Origin of the sequence: Bacillus sp. T17B1 (assembly GCF_026796395.1) — a bacterium.
Taxonomy (GTDB): domain Bacteria; phylum Bacillota; class Bacilli; order Bacillales; family Bacillaceae; genus Bacillus; species Bacillus spizizenii_A.
Genome location: NZ_JALAYA010000017.1, coordinates 26,632 through 47,606 on the forward strand (window position 1 = coordinate 26,632; position 20,975 = coordinate 47,606).

Consider the following 20,975-nt stretch of genomic DNA (forward strand, 5'->3'; position numbering starts at 1 on the left):
GTTATCTTAGATTTTTCCAATTTCATTGGCTGCTTTATCCATACTTTTATCGTAAGCCTGAATAACCTTCTGATTGGCCTCAAACGATCTGTACGCTTCAGTCATTTCTGTATAGGCGCTTGTCACATCTACGTTCGAAAGCTCAGAGACGCCTTGTTTTAATGAATAGGATACCTGGTTATTGCCGGCTGCGCTTGGCAGATCATTGCCGTCCGCCGTGCTGTACAGATCGTTTCCATCCCGTTTCAGATTACGGACATCCTCCGCCATTCTGACATCAATCTGGCCGGCTGTCCGTCCGTTCGTTGTCACAGTACCGTTTTCAGACACAGTGAAGTTCTCATTATCAACAATAATTGGCTGGCCATCCGTCGATAAAATAGGACGCCCGTTGATCGTCAGCTGATTATTCTCATTTAGTGAAAAAGTGCTGCTTTTTGAATAACGGATTCCGTCCGCTGTTTGAACCGGATAAAAAAGAGCCGCGTTTTCATTGGTTTCTGTATTAACCGGAACTTGATTTTCGACCAATGTGATGTCTGTAGGCTGATCTGTGGACTTCAAGCTTCCCTGTGTGAAAAGAGGCTTAAGCTCCTGCATATACACACCGGTATTCACGGAACCGATTTCCGTCCTTGATGTTCCAGCCGGAGATTTTGATTCTATTCTGCTGAGCAGCATCTCAGGGAACGCGCGCATTGACCCTTGATCTGCTTTATATCCAGATGTATTTGCGTTTGCAATGTTATTTGAAAGCATTTCCGTTCTTCGCTGCTGGGCAATCATTGCGGATGTTGCTGTATATAATCCTTTTAACAAATTTCCCACCTCTAAAATGGCATTTTTTCCAGTTGTCATACAGGAACATTCGTTCTATAATAAAAATCAGTATTTTATCCTATTATCGGCATTTATCGTTCATTCGTGAAGCTTTTTTATAAAAAAACCCCATTCTTTTTCAGAATGAGGTTTGTGAAATCAGCTTAGTTTGCGTTTAGGAAGCTTGTCCATATTATCAAGCATGACACCTGTGCCGATGGCTACGCAATCCATAGGATTTTCAGCAACGAGCACCGGTACCTTCAGCTCTTCAGCAAGCAGCTGGTCAAGGCCGTTTAAGAGCGCGCCTCCGCCCGTAATTATTACGCCGCGGTCAATAATATCAGCGGAAAGTTCAGGTGGTGTTCTTTCTAGCACTTGTTTCGCAGCCTGCACAATAACAGCTACAGATTCACGAAGGGCTTCTTCAACTTCTTTACTGTTTACTGTAATCGTTCTTGGAAGACCGGAAACCATATCCCGTCCGCGAATGGAAATTTCCTCGTGACGTGCGTCTGGGAAAACCGTTGCAACTTTAATCTTAATATCTTCTGCAGTACGTTCGCCGATCAGCAGCTTGTACTCGCGTTTGATGTAATTTAAGATTTCCATGTCAAACTTGTCCCCAGCCATTTTAATAGAAGAGGAGGTGACAATATCGCCCATTGAAATAACCGCGATATCCGTCGTCCCGCCTCCGATGTCTACAACCATGTTACCGCTTGGCTGGAATATTTCCATACCCGCGCCGATAGCGGCAACTTTAGGTTCTTCTTCAAGGTACACATGTTTACCGCCGCTTTTTTCTGCGGCTTCTTTGATCGCTTTTTGCTCAACGGATGTAATATTCGTCGGGCAGCAAATGAGCATGCGCGGTTTTGAGAACAAGCCTTTTACATTCAGCTTGTTAATAAAATGCTTCAGCATTGCTTCTGTTACTTCAAAGTCAGCAATAACTCCGTCTTTCAGCGGGCGGATCGCAACAATATTCCCAGGTGTACGTCCAACCATTCGTCTTGCCTCTTCGCCAACCGCCAGCACTTTGCCGCTGTTTTTATCAAGTGCAACTACGGAAGGTTCATTCAGAACAATTCCTTTACCTTTAACATGGATCAGTACATTTGCAGTACCGAGGTCAATACCAATATCCCTTGCAAACATCTATTTATATCCTCCTTGAAAATCTGTTTCACAGTAAATATCCACATTGTGCCCTAATTATATATATTATCATAAAATATAGAAAAAAAGTTGGAAGCGCATTAAGTTCTTTACATTTTTCGCGGATGTTTTATGAACGATTTCAAGAAGACAATGCCAACTAATAAATGGTTGAATTACGATTGCTGAACAGGCTCTCCTTCGAGAATATCATCTTTTTTATATTTGAGTTTTGTCGCTTCTCCTCCTCTTAAATGCCTGATGGATTTATGATAATCGAGTATTTCTTTCACTTCGTTTGCCAAATCAGGATTAATTTCAGGCAGACGCTCTGTTAAATCCTTGTGTACTGTACTTTTGGAAACACCAAATTCCTTCGCTATCACACGAACGGTTTTCTTTGTCTCCACGATGTACTTCCCTATCTTGATTGTTCGCTCTTTGATGTAATCGTGCACACCACTCGACCTCCCTAAAATGGATGTGAGAAGTGTGAAATGAGATCCGTATTCTGTAAAGAGTCGTTCATTATGCCGCTTCTTCGTTGTATGGTTTTAAAAGTAAGTTTGTGAAATATGCCCACGATCCCTCACCTCAAACACTCTCTTTGTTAGGTTTGTAACAGTGTATTAGCATTCTTTTGGGAATATGCTAAAAACTCAATAAGGACAAGGGGTGAAACGAACTTTTTCAACTTTAGTGAATTTATTTCGTGTCGCTAAATTTTTAGCTTTACATCCATCCAGCGCTCCTGTACAATAAGATAGCAATTAGTTACTTAGGTAAGTTTTTTAGAAGGAGACCGAAATGACCTACGTCAACAGACACCTCATTCATCAAATCAACCAAAGCGCCCGCCTGATTGCCAAGAAAGCCAATGAACAGCTGGAGCCATTCGGCCTTTATTCATCTCAATGGTCAGTTTTATATTGTTTGCGTACGATCGGACCAATGACTCAAAAAGAGATTTGGTCCTATTTAAATGTGGAAGCGCCGACTGTGACACGGACGATCAAACGCCTGGAAGAAAACGGCTGGGTACAGAGACGGCAAGGTGAAGACAAACGGGAAAAACTGGTTGTCCTCACAAAAGAAGCCGAGAAAAAATACGAAGAAATCAATATGAAAATGCTGAAATTTGAGGAAGAACTGCTTGCAGATTTCCGTGATGAAGATAAGGAAGCTTTTGCTCATTTATTTCGCATGTTCTTACAACAATGAAAATAAGGAAGTGACATACATTTGAAAAAAACGGATGCCATATGGACGAAGGATTTTATTATGGTCCTGCTCGTCAATTTATTTGTGTTTGTGTTCTTTTATACATTTTTAACTGTACTGCCGATCTATACGCTTCAAGAGCTTGGCGGCACAGAATCACAAGGCGGGCTGTTAATCAGCCTGTTCCTTCTGTCAGCGATCATTACACGGCCTTTTTCCGGAGCCATCGTTGAGCGTTTCGGGAAGAAAAGAATGGCGATTGTCTCAATGGCGTTATTCGCCCTGTCTTCTTTTCTGTATATGCCGATTCATGACTTTTACCTGCTGCTTGGCTTGCGGTTCTTCCAAGGGATCTGGTTCAGCATTTTAACGACTGTTACAGGTGCAATCGCAGCGGACATCATTCCGGTTAAACGCCGCGGTGAAGGGCTTGGATACTTTGCTATGTCTATGAACCTCGCCATGGCAATCGGGCCTTTCCTTGGACTGAATTTGATGAAGGTCGTAAACTTCTCTGTATTCTTTACAGCCTTTGCGCTGTTTATGGTTGCAGGCTTACTTGTTTCGTTCTTGATAAAGGTGCCCCAAAACCAAGACAGCGGTACGACTGTATTCCGTTTTTCATTCTCGGATATGTTTGAAAAAGGCGCACTTAAGATTGCGACGGTCGGATTATTTATTTCTTTCTGCTATTCAACTGTCACAGCGTATTTGTCTGTATTCGCCAAATCAGTTGATCTTTCGAATATCAGCGGATATTTCTTTGTTTGCTTCGCGGTGACAATGATGATTGCACGCCCGTTCACAGGGAAATTGTTCGACAAAGTCGGACCGGGCATTGTCATTTACCCTTCAATATTGATTTTCTCAGTGGGACTCTGTATGCTGTCCTTCACACATAGCGGCTTGATGCTACTGCTTTCAGGAGCGGTTATCGGTCTCGGATACGGCTCAATCGTTCCTTGCATGCAAACATTGGCGATCCAAAAATCTCCGGCTCACCGCTCAGGCTTTGCGACGGCAACGTTCTTTACCTTCTTTGACAGCGGAATTGCTGTAGGATCGTATGTGTTCGGATTGTTTGTAGCGTCTGCCGGCTTCTCTGCGATTTATTTATCAGCGGGGCTGTTCGTTCTGATTGCTCTGCTTCTCTACGCGTGGAGCCAGAAAAAACCTGTTGAAGCTGGAAAAGTGTCTATTGCAGAATAATGCTCAGGCTGCCGGGATTTGCCGGCAGTCTTTTTTTTTTTTGCATATACAAAGCGGCGTCCTGCTCCGTGGAACGGATGAGAACGCCGCTTTTGACATGTTATTCAATGACCCGCCGCGCAGGTGAATCAGAAACTAATGTAACATTATCGGATGCAAGCGATTCATTGGATCAGCATAAATTGTGAGGTGCTTTTCGATATGACGAAAACGAATTTTATTCATTCTTTCCACCCATCTTGATCCGCTTCCTTATGGTACACGTTATGATTACCCGTATTGCCTTCATTTGCGGTAATGTTCTTTTATAGAAAACCATTTCAAAAAAGTAAAATATACTGTGGAACTTCTTATTCAGCCTGGCGAACCTTCCCTGGCTCGAACGTTTCAGTCGCCGATGATGCCGGCGGGTGAACACGCATCAGAACAATATAGAAAAGAAATGAAATCAGCACACCTACAAACCAGGAAATGTCGTATAAGCTCTTTAATGCAGGAACATACATACCAATTAGCGAAATGAGCGCACCCAAAATCGTGGCTGCAAACGCACGGTAATTGTAGCCTTTACAATATACATACCGCCCTGTTTCAGAATACAGGTCATCTACCGAGAGCTCACGTTTGCGAATGATAAAGTAATCAGCCATCATCACGCCTGCCACCGGACCAAGCATGCCGCCTATTAAGCCGAGAAACGCATATACGCTTGTCGCACTCTCCATCAACTTCCACGGAACCGTAAATAAAGCGAGCAATGCAGTGATAAAACTGCCGCGTTTGAAATTAATATATTTCGGCAGGGCATTCGCTATATCATAAGCGGGCGATACGATGTTCGCCGCGACATTTACAGAGATCGTGGCGATACAGAGCGTAATTACGGACAATACGATGACATAAGGGTTATCAAACTTCGTCAAAATATCGACAACGTCCCAAATCGGCTCGCCGAAAGCAACTTGCGAACCGGAGGTCACAGTAATACTGGCAAACGCAAACAGCGCGAAGGTTCCCGGCAAACCGTAAAATTGCCCTTTGATTTGCTCTTTTTGTGTTTCAGCAAACCGTGTGAAATCAGGTATATTCAAGATCAATGTTGCCCAGATGCCGATGATGCCAGTAACTCCGGCAGCAAACGGCCAGAATGTTTCTGAAAATGTATGGAACTTTCCTGGCTGAGAGTAGATCGGCCCCAGTCCTCCGGCAATATCGACTGCCCACCATACCATGCCGCCAAATACCAGATACACTAAAGGCCCTGCCCATACCTCAAAACGTTTAATCGACTCCATGCCGTGATGCAATACAAGTAAATGAATGGCCCAAAAGAATACAAAAGATAGCAAACCAGATAAGTGAATGCCGAGAATGTTCCACTCGCCGCCCATTTCTCCCCAGCCCGGCCACATATTCAAAAGCAAAATGTTGAGCGCCGTGCTTCCTGCAAAGGTCTGAATGCCAAGCCACATAATCGCTGTAAACGCCCTCAGAAGCGCGGGGATATTCGCGCCGTATATTCCGTAGGAAGCCCGGATGATCACTGGAAACGGCAGCCCGTATTTTGTCCCCGCATGGCCGTTTAAAGCCAGGGCCCCAAACAAGATAAGCGATGCCGTAATAATAATGGCCAGCACCTGCCAAGGCGAAAGGCCGATCGCAATTAAGCCGCCCACCGTCGCATAGGTCGGTATATTATGTATACATCCCATCCAAATGGAGGCAAAGTTTATTGCTTTCCATGTCCGTTTCTCCTGTCCCAAAGGCAGCAGATCTTCATTGCTCAGTCTGTTGGATTGATGCGGGCTCTCTTTTAATTTCATAGCCGGCTCCCCTTTCAATATTGTCTGTTTTTCGTCACATGTTCAGTTTTCTTACATTCGATGTCACTTAATATAACTAAAAAGTCAGACAATAACATTGGCTATGATATACAATTTTCCTGATTCTATTTGAACAGCCTGAACAAGAAAAAGAGACAGACTCAGTGCCTGCCTCTTTTCTCATGATGCAGTTTTCATTAATGCAGCAAATCTCACAGCCATTAACAGGCTTGCTCCGCCCGCAATGATCATAATGATTCCCATCATATCAAAATGGGCCGCCGTGATTTCTTTCCCAAAAAGAGTTCCAAGGATCACCGAAGACAAAATAGAACCTAAGTAACGGCAGGTTTGAAACAGCCCTGAAGACGTTCCTACCATGTTGGCAGGGCTCGTTTTCAGCATCGCTGCCTGGAGCGCGACATTTCCAAGCCCGTAGCCTATACCCAGGATTGACAGGATAAATCCTTTCCCGATCACCTGAGCGTTGATAAAAAAGATGGTTAAGAGCACAGCCCCAGCCGTCATCAGCAGCGCTCCCGCAAAGATCGGCTTCACGACGCCTGATCGGTCGATCCATTTGCCCGTAATAGGTGACACTACGATGCTCATGCCAGACATAAACAGCATAAACAGACCGCTCGTTTGAACAGAAAGATGCATTTCATCCTGAAAATAACTCGGCAGCCCAAAAAATAAACAATAGAAGAAAACATTCAGTAAAATAAATTGAATATACACGGATGATAAATTTCGCTGTGTTTTAAACAGACGGACATCAATGAATGGCTTTTCCGTTTTCAGCTCACGCCAAACAAATGCACCGAGCAGAAGCACGCCAAGCACACCTTCAACCGCATGCGGCGACGTGCTGAATGACAGCAGAAAAGATAGAAGCAAAATGATTCCTCCGGCAAATAAAACAATTCCAAGAATGTCGAGCTGCCGAATAATCGTTTTGATTCCAGCACCTTTTTTCTGATCTTTCGGGAACATGTACATGCCTAATAAGAAGCTGAGGATAATAAACGGCAAATTGACGATAAAGATCGCCGGCCAGCCGCCCCACACAATCAAAAAACCGCCGACAGTCGGCCCGAGCGCCGTCATGGCAGACGCAAAAATAGAGAGCACAGCCAAGGCTGATGCCTGCCGCTCATGAATATGACTCCGAATCAGTCCGACTCCTGACGGATAAATCGCACTGCTTCCTACCGATTGAAACAGCCGCATGATCAATAATGTCATAAACGTTGGCGCAAACGGCGCCCCGATGGCTGAAACCGCAACAAGTATGAGACCGAATAAAAACAAGCGTTTCCGCCCGATCAAGTCGCCGAGCTTTCCCGTTACAGGCTGAGCCACGGCACTCGCAAGATAAAACGAGGAAATCAGCCACGAAACCGTTGTAAACGATAGATGAAATTCATGCTGGATACTATGGAGCGCAAGAGAAATCATAGACGAGTTCAGCGGATTCAGCATCGTCCCTGAAGCCACCGCTGTCAAAAAAACAGCACGGCTTTTTTTTGATATCATCATTTTACTTGTGCTAGAAATTCTTCCGTTGTCCGCGATTTACCGATTCTCGGGAAAATAAAGCGCAGTGTGGCTTCATGCTCCTCCTCGCTGAACGTGGACATGGCATCTGTAATAAAAATCTGCTGATAACCAAGCTGAAATGCCTCGCGTGCTGTGCTTTCCACCCCTATGTTCGTCGCGATGCCGCACAATACAATCGTATCAATGCCTCGGCGTCTCAGCTGCAAATCTAAATCCGTGCCGAAAAATGCGCCCCACTGCCGTTTTGTCACAGTGTAATCTCCATCCTGCACACCGATTTCCGGAACGAATTCAGCCCAGTCCGCAGGCATTTCCCCCGAACCTCCCTGTGCAGGCTCATCGGTTTGCGGCTTCAGCGCATCCGCTCCATCATGGAAAGCTACATTCACAAAGCTGATAAATCCGTTATGTTTACGAAATTCATTGATAAGCTCTTTCGCATTTGGGACAACCTGTCCGCTTTGATCTATCGGAACAATTCCTTTTTGTAAATCAATGATAACCAATGCAGTTTTTTGAAAATCAATATTGAGTGTGTTCATATACGTCTCCTCCTGATGCTGTTAGTGTTTCTCTCATTGCATATTTTACTCTTCACCCTGCCTAAGTTCTTTTATAATGCTTGTGACACTCACAGAAGGGGCGCTTTTCTCATGATTTTTCTTTTATGTAATAGTAACAGGTCGTGCATACAAACAGTCCGGCAAGCACTGTAATCATAAGGGGTGTCATCGCTTCATCACCTGCCCGCCGTTTACCGGCTCCTGTCTGAAGAAAATGCCCATGAATTTTCGGCGGTCCACCCAAAGCAGGATGAGACACATGACCATTAATATCGTGCTGAGATCCTGCACGCCAATATCAAAACAATAGTTAATCAAGACGATGTTCACAATAATCGGCATAAAAACAACTGCCCCTAATGCAGATGTTCGCGGAATCAGTAATAAAACAGCGGCAACGATTTCGCCGAAACCTATAAACAGTTCGTAAACATGAGAATAACCGAAAAATGTCCACGCAATTGTAAACCCCTTTCCAACAGACGCCTCGATTTCAGGGGTCACCTCGCCAAACTGGCCTATCACCACTTTCGCCAGGCCGTACACGAAAAAATTAAAAGCTAAAAACAACCGGAACGTCGCTGGAATCGATTTACTTACCGCTCTCCTCAGCCTGCCACCTTTATTCATACGCACCCTCTCCTCCTGTGTACTAGTTGATTTAGTACACTTAATACAGTATGGGATAAACTAATAATTGTCAATTCCCTTTTCTATTCATATGGACAGGCTTCTTTTATAGATACAAAGTCTTATTTCATAAAAAATGGCATTTCCATTCTTTACATCCCTCGATAACATTCCCTAAAAAACCATGTTAGGAAATCTAACATGAAAATGTTTTATCATTCTTTTTTCTCTATAATGAAGAAATATAATATTTCTGAAAGATACGGAGGAATGAGACATGCAAATGGGCGATACAGTTTTTATGTTCTTTTGCGCTTTACTCGTGTGGCTGATGACCCCGGGGTTAGCGTTATTTTATGGAGGAATGGTAAAAAGCAAAAATGTGCTAAGCACTGCAATGCACAGTTTCTCTTCTATCGCCATCGTTTCCATCGTTTGGGTGCTGTTCGGATATACACTTGCCTTCGCACCAGGCAATTCAATCATTGGCGGACTGGAGTGGGCCGGCCTGAAAGGGGTCGGATTTGATCCAGGAGATTACAGCGATACCATTCCTCACTCATTATTTATGATGTTCCAAATGACGTTTGCTGTACTGACTACGGCCATTATTTCCGGGGCTTTCGCAGAACGGATGCGATTCGGCGCTTTTCTTTTATTTTCTGTTTTATGGGCTTCTTTGGTTTACACACCGGTTGCGCACTGGGTATGGGGCGGCGGCTGGATCGGCCAGCTTGGCGCGCTCGATTTCGCAGGGGGCAACGTTGTTCATATTTCCTCCGGGGTGGCAGGCCTTGTTCTCGCTATTGTGCTCGGCAAACGGAAAGACGGCACAGCGTCTTCTCCGCACAACCTTATTTACACCTTCTTAGGAGGGGCTTTAATTTGGTTCGGCTGGTTCGGTTTTAACGTTGGCAGCGCTCTGACCTTAGATGGTGTGGCCATGTACGCTTTTATCAACACAAACACTGCCGCAGCAGCCGGGATTGCCGGCTGGATCTTAGTAGAGTGGATCATTAACAAAAAACCAACGATGCTTGGAGCGGTATCTGGCGCAATCGCCGGACTTGTCGCAATTACGCCGGCTGCCGGATTTGTCACACCTTTCGCTTCCATAATTATCGGCATCATTGGCGGGGCGGTTTGTTTTTGGGGTGTATTTTCGCTTAAAAAGAAATTCGGATACGATGACGCGCTCGACGCCTTTGGACTGCATGGCATCGGCGGCACATGGGGCGGGATCGCGACAGGATTATTCGCGACAACCTCTGTTAACACAGCAGGCGCGGACGGATTATTCTACGGTGATGCCAGCTTAATCTGGAAACAAATCGTAGCCATTGCCGCCACTTATGTTTTTGTCTTTATTGTCACTTTCGTTATTATTAAAATTGTAGGACTCTTCCTTCCTCTTCGCGCAACCGAGGAAGAAGAATCACTTGGGCTTGACTTAACGATGCACGGCGAAAAAGCATATCAAGATTCTATGTGAGGAGTGACGCTATGAGCGGTCAAATGTTCAAGGTAGAAATTGTAACACGTCCGGCAAATTTTGAAAAGCTGAAGCAGGAACTCGGAAAAATCGGAGTCACCTCTCTGACCTTCTCTAATGTTCACGGCTGCGGCCTTCAAAAAGCACACACGGAGCTTTATAGAGGGGTAAAAATAGAAAGCAATGTTTATGAGCGTTTGAAAATTGAAATTGTGGTCAGCAAGGTCCCTGTTGACCAAGTGACTGAGACCGCTAAAAGGGTTCTGAAAACGGGATCACCGGGTGACGGTAAAATATTTGTCTATGAAATCAGCAATACAATCAATATCCGCACCGGTGAGGAAGGACCTGAAGCACTGTAATGGTTATTGAAGAGATTCGGAATTCCGGATCTCTTTTTTTCGCATAGAAAAAACCCCCATAAACACTGTCCTCCCTTCGAATCCTCTTCAAGCGTCACGCATTTTAACAAACTCTTTTTTGATTTGAAACTTTTTATGAGTATAATGAGTCTATTAGTAAAAATGTAAAAGGTGATTATTTGAATTACGAAATATTTAAAGCCATCCATGGACTATCTCATCACAATTCAGTTCTCGATTCGATTATGGTGTTCATAACAGAATATGCGATTGTCGCCTACGCCCTTATCCTGTTGGCAATTTGGCTGTTCGGGAACACGCAAAGCAGAAAAAATGTGCTTTACGCGGGACTTACAGGAATTGCGGGCCTTGTCATCAACTTTTTGATTACGCAAGTTTATTTCGAACCGCGCCCGTTCGTTGCGCACACCGTGCATACGCTAATTCCGCATGATGCGGATGCTTCCTTTCCGAGTGACCACACTACAGGTGCGTTAGCGATTTCTATTGCGATGCTATTTAGAAACCGCAAAATCGGCTGGCCGCTTGTCATTTTCGGGCTTTTGACAGGCTTTTCGAGAATTTGGGTAGGGCATCACTATCCGGTAGATGTATTGGGCAGCCTTGTTGTCTCCATCATTATCGGGTTCCTATTCTTTAGATTTTCAGATCTGCTTCGCCCATTCGTCGATTTGATTGTGAGAATCTATGAAACCATCATCAATAAACTGACGAAGAAACAAACTGATCAAAATTTCTAGAAAAAACAAAAGCCGGCGTCTGATTCTAAGACAGCCGGCTTTCATATTTTTCGGACATTTCAAGCTTTCTCCGCTTCGCCAACACATATAAACCACAAAACAATACAATTCCAACAGTATCGATGAGCACGTCCCGAATACAGCCGTTCCTGCTGAAGAAGAGCTGAAGAACTTCTGTGAAAAAAGCAAACGCGAAAGAGCCGGCGGCAGAAGATTTTATGCTGCCCCACTGTTTCAACAGCAAATATGTCAGCACAAAGAAACAAAATACGTGCCCGATTTTTTGGATAAGCGCTACAGGTACAGTAAGCTCAGTAAAATCTATGTCTAGAAATGGAGACAGATCAGGGTACGGCTGAAAATGAAAAGCCACCGTTCGCGATACGATCATGCCGCTGAAGCTTTCCGTACAAACAGAGAGCAGAATAAAAAGGATCCAGCCCGCGAGCAATAGACGGTTCATGACAATAACCTCCTTTATAGCGAACGTGTCTATGTATGACTACATAGACGGTGAAACAAAGAAAAGAGTAACAGAAAAAACGCCCATCACAAGGATAGACGTTTTCTTCATTAAGACTGTTCAGTGTCTTCTGTTGTGCCACTTTCTTTAGATCCAGATTTGTCAGTTGAATCATCCGTTTTCTCACCGGATTTTTCTTCTGTTCCTTTTTCAGTCGATTCATCCTTTTTCTCGGAAGATTGCTGAATAGATTCTTCTGTTTCTTCAGTGGCAGCTTTTTCTTCAGCAGCTGCTGCTTTTTCAATAGAAGAAACCGGCTTGTCCATAAAATTCAGCGGGTTCATTGCGACTCCATCTTTACGGATTTCAAAATGCACGTGATTTCCGCTGTCTTCGCTGTAAAGGTTCTTGCCAGACTTTCCGATCACTTGGTTTTGTTTTACCTTGTCACCTTGCTCAACACTTACTTCAGAAAGAGATTGGTACACAGTCGATAATCCGTCGGCATGTTCTACTTCTACAACATATCCCAGCACTGGATCTTTTTCAGCTTTAACAACCGTACCGCTCAGAGAAGCAGAAACATCGAAATCTTTTCCGTCTTTCTCAGCTAAGTCAATTCCTTTGCTTAAGCTGTACGTGTTATTATAGGTAACGAGTGCTGCTTCTTTTTCTTCTTTTGCGGCATCGGTTTCATAGAACTTTTTCACAACAGAAACGTTTTCAGAATCAACAACCGGCATTGCGACATTTTCCATTGACTTTCCTACTTCAACTGCATCGTCGTTGTTGTCATACGCGGAGTTTCCGCCGTTATCAGCCAACTGATCCTTCACTTCATCATTTGATACAGATTGATACCAAAGGACAGCTGTTAAAATGACGGCCGCACTGACTAAGTAAATTGCAGGGAACACCCAGCGTTTACGAAAAAACTGCTGAAGTTTTTTGACTTGAGAAGTTTTCTTTTCTTCCTCTCTCATTGTTTATCACCTCAGCAACATTCTGAACACTTTTCTGAAAATATATACACCTATCCAAAAAAACTTTTTTAGATGTAGTTTGTGCAGACTGATACGAAAATATGTCATTTTTTTGAGAGGAGTGCCAAAAACATATGAACATGACATTGCGTCTAGCTGAACATAAAGATCTGGAGGCTGTTGTTGCGATATATAATTCAACGATTGCTTCTCGAATGGTAACAGCCGATACCGAACCGGTAACTCCCGAAGACCGGATGGAATGGTTTTTGGGCCATACAGAGGCACGCCCCCTCTATGTTGCCGAGGACGAAAACGGAAACGTCGCTGCCTGGATCAGCTTTGAAACATTTTACGGAAGGCCCGCCTATAATAAAACAGCGGAGGTCAGCATATACATTGACGAAGCATGCCGCGGCAAAGGCGTTGGATCGTATTTGCTTCAGGAAGCGCTCCGAATTGCGCCGGATCTTGGAATCCGCTCACTTATGGCCTTCATTTTCGGACATAATAAACCAAGCCTGAAGCTGTTTGAAAAGCACGGGTTTGCAGAATGGGGACTATTCCCCGGCATTGCCGAAATGGACGGCAGAAGATACGATTTAAAAATTTTAGGGAGAGAGCTGTCATGATTAGTCTGGATAAAGATGAAAATGAGATTGAAAATCATAATGAAGAAAATACCCCCGCTGACCAGGAGATTGAACCTGCAGAAAATGAGAGCCGCCAGCTGAGCCCCTCTGCTGTCAAGTCGCTATCAGACATTGCCAAGTGGGGCAAAGTGTCAGGCATTTTGCTGATCATTATGGGATCGCTGGTTACTCTGTCTACCTTAGTGACAGTCATCGGCGCCATCCCGGGCGTACTGCTCATTATTTCGGGCGTTTTTCTGATGCGTTCAGCAAAAGCGGCCGCGGAAGCCGAGGGAAACCTTGCCGGCAGCGCTGGCGAAAGCATGCTTGAGAATTACGGGACATTTATTAAAATGCAGCTGTTTTACACAGCATCCAGTATCGTCACTGGCCTGATCGGGATCATTTTGGTCATTTTCGTGCTGGTGGTTATCGGAATTGCTGCTTTTGAGGACACCAAGACGTATGATGATCCGAATCCTTATTATTATGAGGATGATCCGGTGTTTGAATAAGCCATTGAACGAGGCATGAGTTCCATATAAGACGGAACCATGCCTTTTTATTTGCCTATTTTTCTTTTATATATGTAATCAATCAAAGCATGCTGGCGTAAGCATCGAGCCCTTTATAAAGCATATAATTCAATAAAAGAAAGAGATTTTCAATCAGGACTGACTCCTGCTAACTTTGTATTACCGCAGGATTGTCTCAATAACGTTAAGGAGTGAGACATGTGGAAAATAGCAGCTTGCCGGAAAAAGTAAAAGTCATTGCTGAAATCGCAAACGCCCATCAAGGAAAAGAGGAGAACCTTAAAGCACTCATCAAGGCTGCCGCAGAAAGCGGAGCAGATGGTGTAAAATTTCAGTGGTTCAAGTATGACTGTATTGCAACACCGTGTTTTTTTGCTTATGAGTCGTATATCGAGCTGTTTTTGAATGAAGATGTATGGAAAGATTGTGTCGCTTATGGAAAAAGACTTGGATTAGAAATTTGGGTGGATATTTTCGATTCATGGGGGGCAGAGCTCTTTTTGCACCTGCAGCATGATATTGATGGCATAAAGCTTCCAACCACCATCCTTCAATCCACGGAAATCATGAAAACGATCGGTATGACAGAGAAGCCTGTGCTCATCGGAGTTGGCGGGTGGTACGAAGAAGAAATCGATCAGATGATGTCGCTTGTAAAACAACATATGGAAAATCAGCTCATTCTCATGCATGGATTTCAAGGGTATCCGACAAAATTAGAGGATATTAACCTAAAACGAATACAACATCTACAAAAAAGATACAAGGTTCAAATTGGATTTGCTGATCACATTGACGCAGAACATCCACTTGCTGCCGACCTTCCTGTCTATGCATTTTTCTCAGGGGCAGCTGTTATTGAAAAACATATTACCCTACAACGGGCAGCTAAAGGGTTTGATTATTATTCTTCCCTAGAGCCAAACGAATTCAAACTGATGACGGAAAAGCTCCAGCAGGCCCAAATAGCTGCTGGCTCACCTGAAGTAAATGCATCCGAAAGAAAGTATTTGCATGATTCATCATTACGCGTGACAGCCAACCGGGAAATAAAAAAAGGAGAAATCATTACACTGGATAAAACGAGCGCCAAAAGATGCGGAAATGAGAATGCATTAATGCCTTTACAAGCCGAGGACGCATTTCCTCAAGTAGCAACTGCTGATTTATCGTTAAACCAACCCATTACACCCAACGAAATAAAAAGTCCAACAATTGCGATAGCAGTGATATGCCGGCTAAAATCGACTCGTTTGCCGAAAAAAGCGCTGCTCCCTATTTACGGAATACCATCTGTTGAGCGCTGTTTGATCAATTGCCTGGCTGTCCCTGGTGTTCATGAAGTTGTATTGGCAACGTCAAATCTTCCTGAAGACGACCCACTTGAAGCTTTCACTCTAAACGGAAAGGTCAGAATCGTGAGAGGCGCCCCTGAAAATGTGGCAGAAAGAATGCTTGAAGCCGCAGCTTTAACAAAAGCCGATATTATCATCCGTGTGACAGGTGATTGCCCAGTGGTTTCACCTGAAGTGCTTCAATATTTAATTGACCGGCACTTGCAAAAAGGAGCAGATTACACTCAGGAATTATCAAGTTCAGCGGGGATTTCCGGTAATGTCATTACTGTTGAAGCCCTTCATCGGCTTGTGCAGCAGCCAAAACCGTTAACCCATACAGAATATCTTTCTTTTTATTTTTTAAACAACCCTTCCCTATTTTCCATCAATCAAGTCAGCCTGCCAGAAGAACTCCATTATCCATCTTGGCGTTTAACGCTGGATGAACCTAAAGACCTAGAGTTGTTTGAACAAATATATCGAAATCTGGATGTCAAAAACGAACCGCTCTATTTCAGCCGGCTAAGAGAATATTTATCAGCAAACCAACATATTTCAAAAATAAATCAAGATGTGTCAACCAAATGGATCGATCAGTCTTCTCTAGTGGAGGAAATCAACAAAGCAACGTTGTTGCCAACGGAGAACAAATAATATCTCCCCAAAAATGATGCATTTTTAATTAGACTGCCCAAATCCCAACATTTCGAGTGCAGTTCTTATTTAATGCATTTTCTTGCGTCTGTCTTCCTCGGTCACAACTTCTCATCGCAAACAGTTCTTCCTTAATCTGTCGCGTGTAGGAGTCTTTCCGCTCTTCTGAAAGGATTTCGCTCTTTTTAGCATATGGATGTGAACCGTTTTTTGAATGTGTTTATGCTGATAGCCTGCTTCTTTGAAAAATGCCAGCCCAAGCGCCGCCAAAAGGGCAAATATACCTGCGATGATCAGGGGCTCCCTGTCAGCTGATCATATCCACTTACAATATTATATTTATAGAGGATGATCCGGTGTTTGATTAAAAGTGTGGGGGGGGTTGACCTTAAAAAACAGATTTGAGTAGTAGAGGCGTGACTACGGTATTGAACCGGACTCATGCCTTTTTTATGTTCTCCTCAAATTCTCTGTGTTATCGTCATTCATCCAGGCACGCTCTTCAGTGCGACATACTTTGTATAGCATCCCTATCTTAGATGTTAGAAACGATCAAGACAGACTGTTATACGTTTTCTATGATGACAAAGCATTTGTTTCTATTTTTTATACACTTAGGCCACTAAGCAGCTTTTCCTCCTCTCCCCCACGATATCCTGTTACAATATCGCCCTTCATCTCTACTTTTTTATGGCTTTTAAAATAATAGTTGAATTCGATTAGGCGAGAGTAAACACAGCGTCTTGTAACAAGCATATACTTCAATATCTGACATTTTTCCATCCATTTAAGAAAAAGGAAGTGAATATACTTGTGTTTTTCAAAGACAAAAAAATACTCATAATTGGCGGAACAGGTACGATCGGAAAAAGCCTGCTAAAACAAATTCTTAAGGATCAGCCAAAGGTTGTTCGTATATTTAGCAGAGATGAATATAAACAATTTATGCTGGAAAATGAAATTGGAACCAGAAAAAATATTAGATTTTTAATAGGAGATGTGCGAGATTATGACCGGGTGTTAAATGCAATGGACAGCATTGACTACGTCTTCCATACAGCTGCCATGAAGCATGTTCCCGCTTGTGAATACAATCCATATGAAGCAGTCCTTACCAACATTATAGGAACCAATAATGTCATTAAAGCAGCTGTTGCCCAAAACGTGAAAAAAGTAGTTTTTACAAGTTCGGATAAAGCAATATCACCAACAAATGCATATGGAGCAACAAAACTCACAGCTGAAAGATTAATTTCCGCTGCAGAATACAGTAAGGGAAATGCTGCGACGGTCTTTTCATGTGTTCGGTTTGGAAATGTAATTGGTTCAAGGGGTTCCGTAGTTCCCTTGTTTATAGAACAAATCTTAACGCAAAAAAAAGTGACTGTTACAGATTTAAAGATGAACCGCTTTATGATGACACTGGATCAGGCAACATCATTATTAATTAGTGCACTAAAGGAATCTCAGGGCGGAGAAATCTTCATATTAAAAATGCCGGTTATATCACTCCATGACTTAGTGTCAGTCGTTGTTGAAGAAACAAGTAAAAAACACAATATGAAGATTGATGAGATAGAAATACAGGAAATCGGGTTGCGCCCCGGTGAAAAAATGTATGAAGAACTCATGACATATGACGAGTCGACAACGGCTTTGGAGCTGCCTGACATGTTTGTGATACCTTCAACTTATCGGGAGAAAAATCAGTATACCCAAGCGAAAAAAGCAACTGAAGGGACTTATAGTTCAAATGATCAGAAGCAAATTTCAAAAGAAGAGGTCCTTGCATTATTAAAATCGCAAAATTTAATTTAATTCGGGAAGGAAGATGATCATGAAGGTTCTCGTTACTGGAGGAGCAGGTTTTATCGGCAGATGGGTTGTGAAGAAATTATTAGAAGACCGTCATCAAGTATGGGTATTGGATGATTTATCGAATGGGCGTTTAGAAAATATAGAAGACCTGAGGAACGACCCAGGTTTTATCGAATTTATCCATGGGGATATAAAGGATGTAAAAACATTAGAAGATCTTTTCTTGAAAAAATTTGATATTTGCTATCATTTGGGTGCAAGCATAAACGTACAAGATAGCATTGACGATCCGAAAACCACATTTGAAAACGACACAATTGGCACCTTTCACATTTTAGAATTATGCAAGAAGCATAATGTAAAAGTTGTTTTTATGAGTACCTGTATGGTATATGACCGAGCTGCATTTGCTGAAGGTATTAAAGAAACAGACCCTATTAAACCTGCTTCTCCTTATGCCGGATCAAAAATCGCGGCTGAAAATATGGTCCTCTCCTATTATCACGCATACGGTCTGCCTGCGGTGGTTATACGTCCGTTTAATACGTATGGGCCTTACCAAAAAACAGGCGGTGAAGGCGGAGTAGTCGCTATTTTTATAAAAAATAAATTGGACGGCAAAAAGCTGCATATATATGGTGACGGCACACAAACCCGTGATCTTTTATATGTAGAGGATTGTGCTGATTTCGTCGTGCAGGCTGGTTATTCCCCAAAAGCAAACGGTGAAATTATAAACGCAGGTCTTGGAAGAGATATATCTATTAATGAATTAGCAGAATTAATTGTAGGCGATAAGCAAAAGATTCATCATGTAGAGCATATCCATCCTCAAAGTGAAATTCCAAAATTGTTATGTAACTACGAAAAAGCAAAGAAACTTCTTAACTGGAGCCCACAGGTCAGTTTAGAGGAAGGGATAAGAAAAACAGAAGAATGGATCAAAAGTACGAATCTCATTTAATAGGAGAATGTAAGATGACCAGTGAGAATAAATTAGCAATTACGGGCGGTAAGCCTGTCAGAGATTCCTATCTTCCATACGGCAGACAATGGTTAGATGAAAATGATATACAATCAGTAGTTGATGTTTTACGGGGAGACTATTTAACAACCGGACCCGCAATCGACGTATTCGAAGAAAAAGTCGCAGACTATGTTGGCAGCCGCTATGCTGTTGCATTTTCCAGCGGAACAGCTGCTTTGCATGCTGCTTGCTTTGCTGCGGGAATTTCACAGGGAGACGAAGTCATTACGACACCCATCACATTTGCGGCAAGTGCCAATTGCATTCTGTACATGGGAGCCAAACCGGTTTTCGCCGATATTAACCCGCTAACCTACAATATTGACCCTCATTCTATTGAAAAGCTGATCACTCCCAAAACAAAGGCCATTATACCGGTAGATTTCACAGGACAGCCGGTAAATCATGATCAGATTCAAAAAATCGCAAAAGCCAATAACTTGATCGTGATTGAAGATGCTGCACATGCATTAGGCGCTTCATATAAAGGGGAAACAATCGGTTCAATCAGTGATATGACAATGTTTAGTTTCCACCCTGTTAAACATATTACAACCGGCGAAGGCGGAATGATAACAACTAATAATAGAGAATATTATGAGAAGCTGCTCCAATTCCGCAGTCACGGAATTACCCGTGATCCTAAAAAGCTAAGCCAAAACCATGGATCGTGGTACTACGAAATGCACTTTCTAGGATTCAATTATCGGATGACAGATATCCAAGCTTCATTAGGCATCAGCCAATTGCAAAAATTAGATGATTTTATTGAAAAACGAAGACATCTTGCCAGGACCTATAACGAAAAATTAAAAGCAATCCCCCACATTCATCTCCCAATTCAAGATGCAGCCTCAACCTCAAGCTGGCACCTTTACATTATTGACTTAAAGCTAGATTCACTTAAAGGAAGTCGTGATGACATTTTCAACGCCATGCAGAAAGAAAATATAGGTGTTAACGTACACTATATACCTGTTTATTTACATCCCTATTATCAGCGTTTAGGATACCAAGAGGGCTTATGTCCAAATGCCGAAAAGCTGTATAAAGGAATGATCACCTTGCCTTTGTTTCAATCAATGAACGAAAAAGATGCAGACGATGTTATAAAAGCATTAAAAAAAGTAGTAAATTACTATTCGTAGGAGGTGGTTAGTTGAAAGTAACGGCTATTATCCAAGCACGGATGGGCTCCAGCAGATTGCCGGGTAAAGTGTTAAAAAAAGTGTTGAATAGACCTTTGCTGGAATATCAAATTGAGAGGGTCAAAAGGGCAACACTTATTGATGATATAGTGATCGCCACCACAACAAATGTGATAGATAACCCCATTGTTGAGTTAAGTAAGAAATTATCTCTTGCTCATTATTGCGGATCAGAAAACGATGTTTTATCAAGGTTTTACGAAGCAGCAAAATTAAGCAACGCCGAAACTGTCGTCCGGCTAACCTCTGACTGCCCTATTATTGATTATCGTGTGATTGACAAGGTAATAAAATGTTACCTGGACGCAAATGGCCAGTATGATTATGTGTCTAACACCTTACAACGAACCTATCCCCGCGGAATGGATATAGAGGTTTTTTCTGCTTCTTCGCTAGAAACAGCTCATCTTGAGTCCAGCCTTGACTACGAACGGGAACATGTTACACCCTTTATTTACATGAACCCGGATCGATTCAGCTTAGCTAATATCACCTATACCGAAAATCAGAAACGGCATAGATGGACTGTAGATACACCGGAGGATTTTTTATTAATCAAAAAAATTATTGAAAAACTATACCCAACTAAACCTGACTTCAGCCTAGAAGATACCTTAACATTATTGAATAAGTTTCCGGAATGGTCATTACTCAATGCCCGAATAGAACAAAAAGAAACCATCAATGATACCGAAAATAAATCCAAGTGATCA

The 20,975-nt window shown here is 42.8% G+C and carries 23 protein-coding genes; 12 read left to right on the plus strand and 11 right to left on the minus strand.

The genetic code is table 11. From position 1 onward, the window contains the following. Positions 1-6 precede the first annotated feature (6 nt). The 4 genes from flhO to MOF34_RS09100 form a co-directional block, all read right to left on the minus strand. A complete protein-coding gene (gene flhO, locus MOF34_RS09085) occupies positions 7-819 on the minus strand; it encodes a flagellar hook-basal body complex protein FlhO (RefSeq protein ID WP_268399887.1) in 813 nt (270 codons plus the stop codon). Positions 820-978: 159 nt separating this feature from the next. After that, positions 979-1,980, minus strand: a complete 1,002-nt coding sequence (gene mbl, locus MOF34_RS09090) for a cell shape-determining protein Mbl (protein WP_003227776.1) — start codon at positions 1,978-1,980, stop codon at positions 979-981. A 176-nt stretch (positions 1,981-2,156) separates the two neighbouring features. Beyond that, a complete protein-coding gene (spoIIID, locus tag MOF34_RS09095; protein ID WP_019715977.1) occupies positions 2,157-2,438 on the minus strand; it encodes a sporulation transcriptional regulator SpoIIID in 282 nt (93 codons plus the stop codon). A gap of 14 nt (positions 2,439-2,452) precedes the next feature. After that, on the minus strand, positions 2,453-2,563 hold the full coding sequence (locus tag MOF34_RS09100; protein WP_010886628.1) for a protein usd: 111 nt from the start codon (positions 2,561-2,563) through the stop codon (positions 2,453-2,455). Between the two features lie 224 nt (positions 2,564-2,787). Between MOF34_RS09100 and MOF34_RS09105 the strand changes: the two genes are divergently transcribed. Together MOF34_RS09105 and MOF34_RS09110 are read left to right on the plus strand one after the other, a co-directional pair. After that, positions 2,788-3,201, plus strand: a complete 414-nt coding sequence (locus MOF34_RS09105) for a MarR family transcriptional regulator (RefSeq protein WP_268399889.1) — start codon at positions 2,788-2,790, stop codon at positions 3,199-3,201. Between the two features lie 21 nt (positions 3,202-3,222). Then, entirely contained in the window at positions 3,223-4,410 is a 1,188-nt protein-coding gene (locus tag MOF34_RS09110; RefSeq protein WP_268399891.1) for an MFS transporter, read from the plus strand. Between the two features lie 350 nt (positions 4,411-4,760). Here the strand turns inward: MOF34_RS09110 and pucI are convergent, their stop codons facing one another. The 4 genes from pucI to MOF34_RS09135 all read right to left on the minus strand — a co-directional run bounded on the left by pucI (position 4,761) and on the right by MOF34_RS09135 (position 8,989). After that, complete coding sequence (pucI, locus tag MOF34_RS09120) at positions 4,761-6,233, minus strand: allantoin permease (protein ID WP_019715981.1); 1,473 nt, start codon at positions 6,231-6,233, stop codon at positions 4,761-4,763. A gap of 180 nt (positions 6,234-6,413) precedes the next feature. Then, positions 6,414-7,772, minus strand: coding sequence for an MFS transporter (locus MOF34_RS09125; protein ID WP_268399951.1), 1,359 nt, complete (start codon positions 7,770-7,772; stop codon positions 6,414-6,416). Further along, positions 7,772-8,338 carry an isochorismatase family protein gene (locus MOF34_RS09130; protein ID WP_268399893.1) on the minus strand — a complete coding sequence of 189 codons (567 nt, stop codon included), beginning with the start codon at positions 8,336-8,338 and terminating at the stop codon, positions 7,772-7,774. Before MOF34_RS09130 ends, MOF34_RS09125 begins: the two co-directional genes overlap by 1 nt. Positions 8,339-8,524: 186 nt before the next feature. Then, positions 8,525-8,989, minus strand: coding sequence for a hypothetical protein (locus MOF34_RS09135; protein WP_268399895.1), 465 nt, complete (start codon positions 8,987-8,989; stop codon positions 8,525-8,527). A 277-nt stretch (positions 8,990-9,266) separates the two neighbouring features. On the opposite strand from MOF34_RS09135, the gene amtB reads away from it, so the two are divergent. The 3 genes from amtB to bcrC all read left to right on the plus strand — a co-directional run bounded on the left by amtB (position 9,267) and on the right by bcrC (position 11,604). Further along, positions 9,267-10,481 carry an ammonium transporter AmtB gene (gene amtB / locus MOF34_RS09140; protein WP_268399897.1) on the plus strand — a complete coding sequence of 405 codons (1,215 nt, stop codon included), beginning with the start codon at positions 9,267-9,269 and terminating at the stop codon, positions 10,479-10,481. Positions 10,482-10,492: 11 nt separating this feature from the next. Further along, positions 10,493-10,843, plus strand: coding sequence for a P-II family nitrogen regulator (locus MOF34_RS09145; protein ID WP_003221829.1), 351 nt, complete (start codon positions 10,493-10,495; stop codon positions 10,841-10,843). 179 nt (positions 10,844-11,022) lie between these two features. Beyond that, complete coding sequence (bcrC, locus tag MOF34_RS09150) at positions 11,023-11,604, plus strand: undecaprenyl-diphosphate phosphatase BcrC (protein WP_268399899.1); 582 nt, start codon at positions 11,023-11,025, stop codon at positions 11,602-11,604. 25 nt (positions 11,605-11,629) lie between these two features. Here bcrC and MOF34_RS09155 read toward each other — a convergent pair whose 3' ends face one another. Both MOF34_RS09155 and spoIIQ read right to left on the minus strand, forming a co-directional pair. Then, a complete protein-coding gene (locus MOF34_RS09155; protein ID WP_268399901.1) occupies positions 11,630-12,067 on the minus strand; it encodes a VanZ family protein in 438 nt (145 codons plus the stop codon). Positions 12,068-12,177: 110 nt separating this feature from the next. After that, positions 12,178-13,050, minus strand: coding sequence for a stage II sporulation protein spoIIQ (spoIIQ, locus tag MOF34_RS09160; RefSeq protein WP_268399902.1), 873 nt, complete (start codon positions 13,048-13,050; stop codon positions 12,178-12,180). Between the two features lie 140 nt (positions 13,051-13,190). Between spoIIQ and MOF34_RS09165 the strand changes: the two genes are divergently transcribed. The 3 genes from MOF34_RS09165 (at position 13,191) to MOF34_RS09175 (ending at position 16,209) form a co-directional block, all read left to right on the plus strand. Next, positions 13,191-13,682, plus strand: a complete 492-nt coding sequence (locus tag MOF34_RS09165) for a GNAT family N-acetyltransferase (protein WP_080010384.1) — start codon at positions 13,191-13,193, stop codon at positions 13,680-13,682. Next, the gene (locus MOF34_RS09170; protein ID WP_268399904.1) at positions 13,679-14,197 is read left to right on the plus strand and encodes a DUF5362 family protein; all 519 of its coding nucleotides are present in this window, start codon (positions 13,679-13,681) and stop codon (positions 14,195-14,197) included. The genes MOF34_RS09165 and MOF34_RS09170 overlap by 4 nt, the downstream gene beginning before the upstream one ends. Before the next feature lie 221 nt (positions 14,198-14,418). Beyond that, entirely contained in the window at positions 14,419-16,209 is a 1,791-nt protein-coding gene (locus MOF34_RS09175; protein ID WP_268399906.1) for an N-acetylneuraminate synthase family protein, read from the plus strand. Positions 16,210-16,320: 111 nt separating this feature from the next. On the opposite strand, the gene MOF34_RS09180 is transcribed toward MOF34_RS09175, so the two are convergent. Beyond that, on the minus strand, positions 16,321-16,506 hold the full coding sequence (locus MOF34_RS09180) for a DUF5392 family protein (protein WP_419901028.1): 186 nt from the start codon (positions 16,504-16,506) through the stop codon (positions 16,321-16,323). A gap of 516 nt (positions 16,507-17,022) precedes the next feature. Here MOF34_RS09180 and MOF34_RS09185 point away from each other — a divergent pair. The 4 genes from MOF34_RS09185 to MOF34_RS09200 are packed head-to-tail and all read left to right on the plus strand — an operon-like array spanning position 17,023 to position 20,972. Continuing rightward, complete coding sequence (locus MOF34_RS09185) at positions 17,023-18,027, plus strand: SDR family NAD(P)-dependent oxidoreductase (RefSeq protein WP_268399908.1); 1,005 nt, start codon at positions 17,023-17,025, stop codon at positions 18,025-18,027. Positions 18,028-18,046: 19 nt separating this feature from the next. Further along, positions 18,047-18,991 (plus strand): GDP-mannose 4,6-dehydratase, encoded by a 945-nt coding sequence (locus MOF34_RS09190; protein ID WP_268399910.1) that lies wholly within the window; start codon positions 18,047-18,049, stop codon positions 18,989-18,991. A 14-nt stretch (positions 18,992-19,005) separates the two neighbouring features. Beyond that, the gene (gene pseC / locus MOF34_RS09195) at positions 19,006-20,202 is read left to right on the plus strand and encodes a UDP-4-amino-4,6-dideoxy-N-acetyl-beta-L-altrosamine transaminase (RefSeq protein ID WP_268399912.1); all 1,197 of its coding nucleotides are present in this window, start codon (positions 19,006-19,008) and stop codon (positions 20,200-20,202) included. An 11-nt stretch (positions 20,203-20,213) separates the two neighbouring features. Then, positions 20,214-20,972, plus strand: coding sequence for a glycosyltransferase family protein (locus tag MOF34_RS09200; RefSeq protein WP_268399913.1), 759 nt, complete (start codon positions 20,214-20,216; stop codon positions 20,970-20,972). The last annotated feature ends 3 nt before the right edge of the window (positions 20,973-20,975 follow it).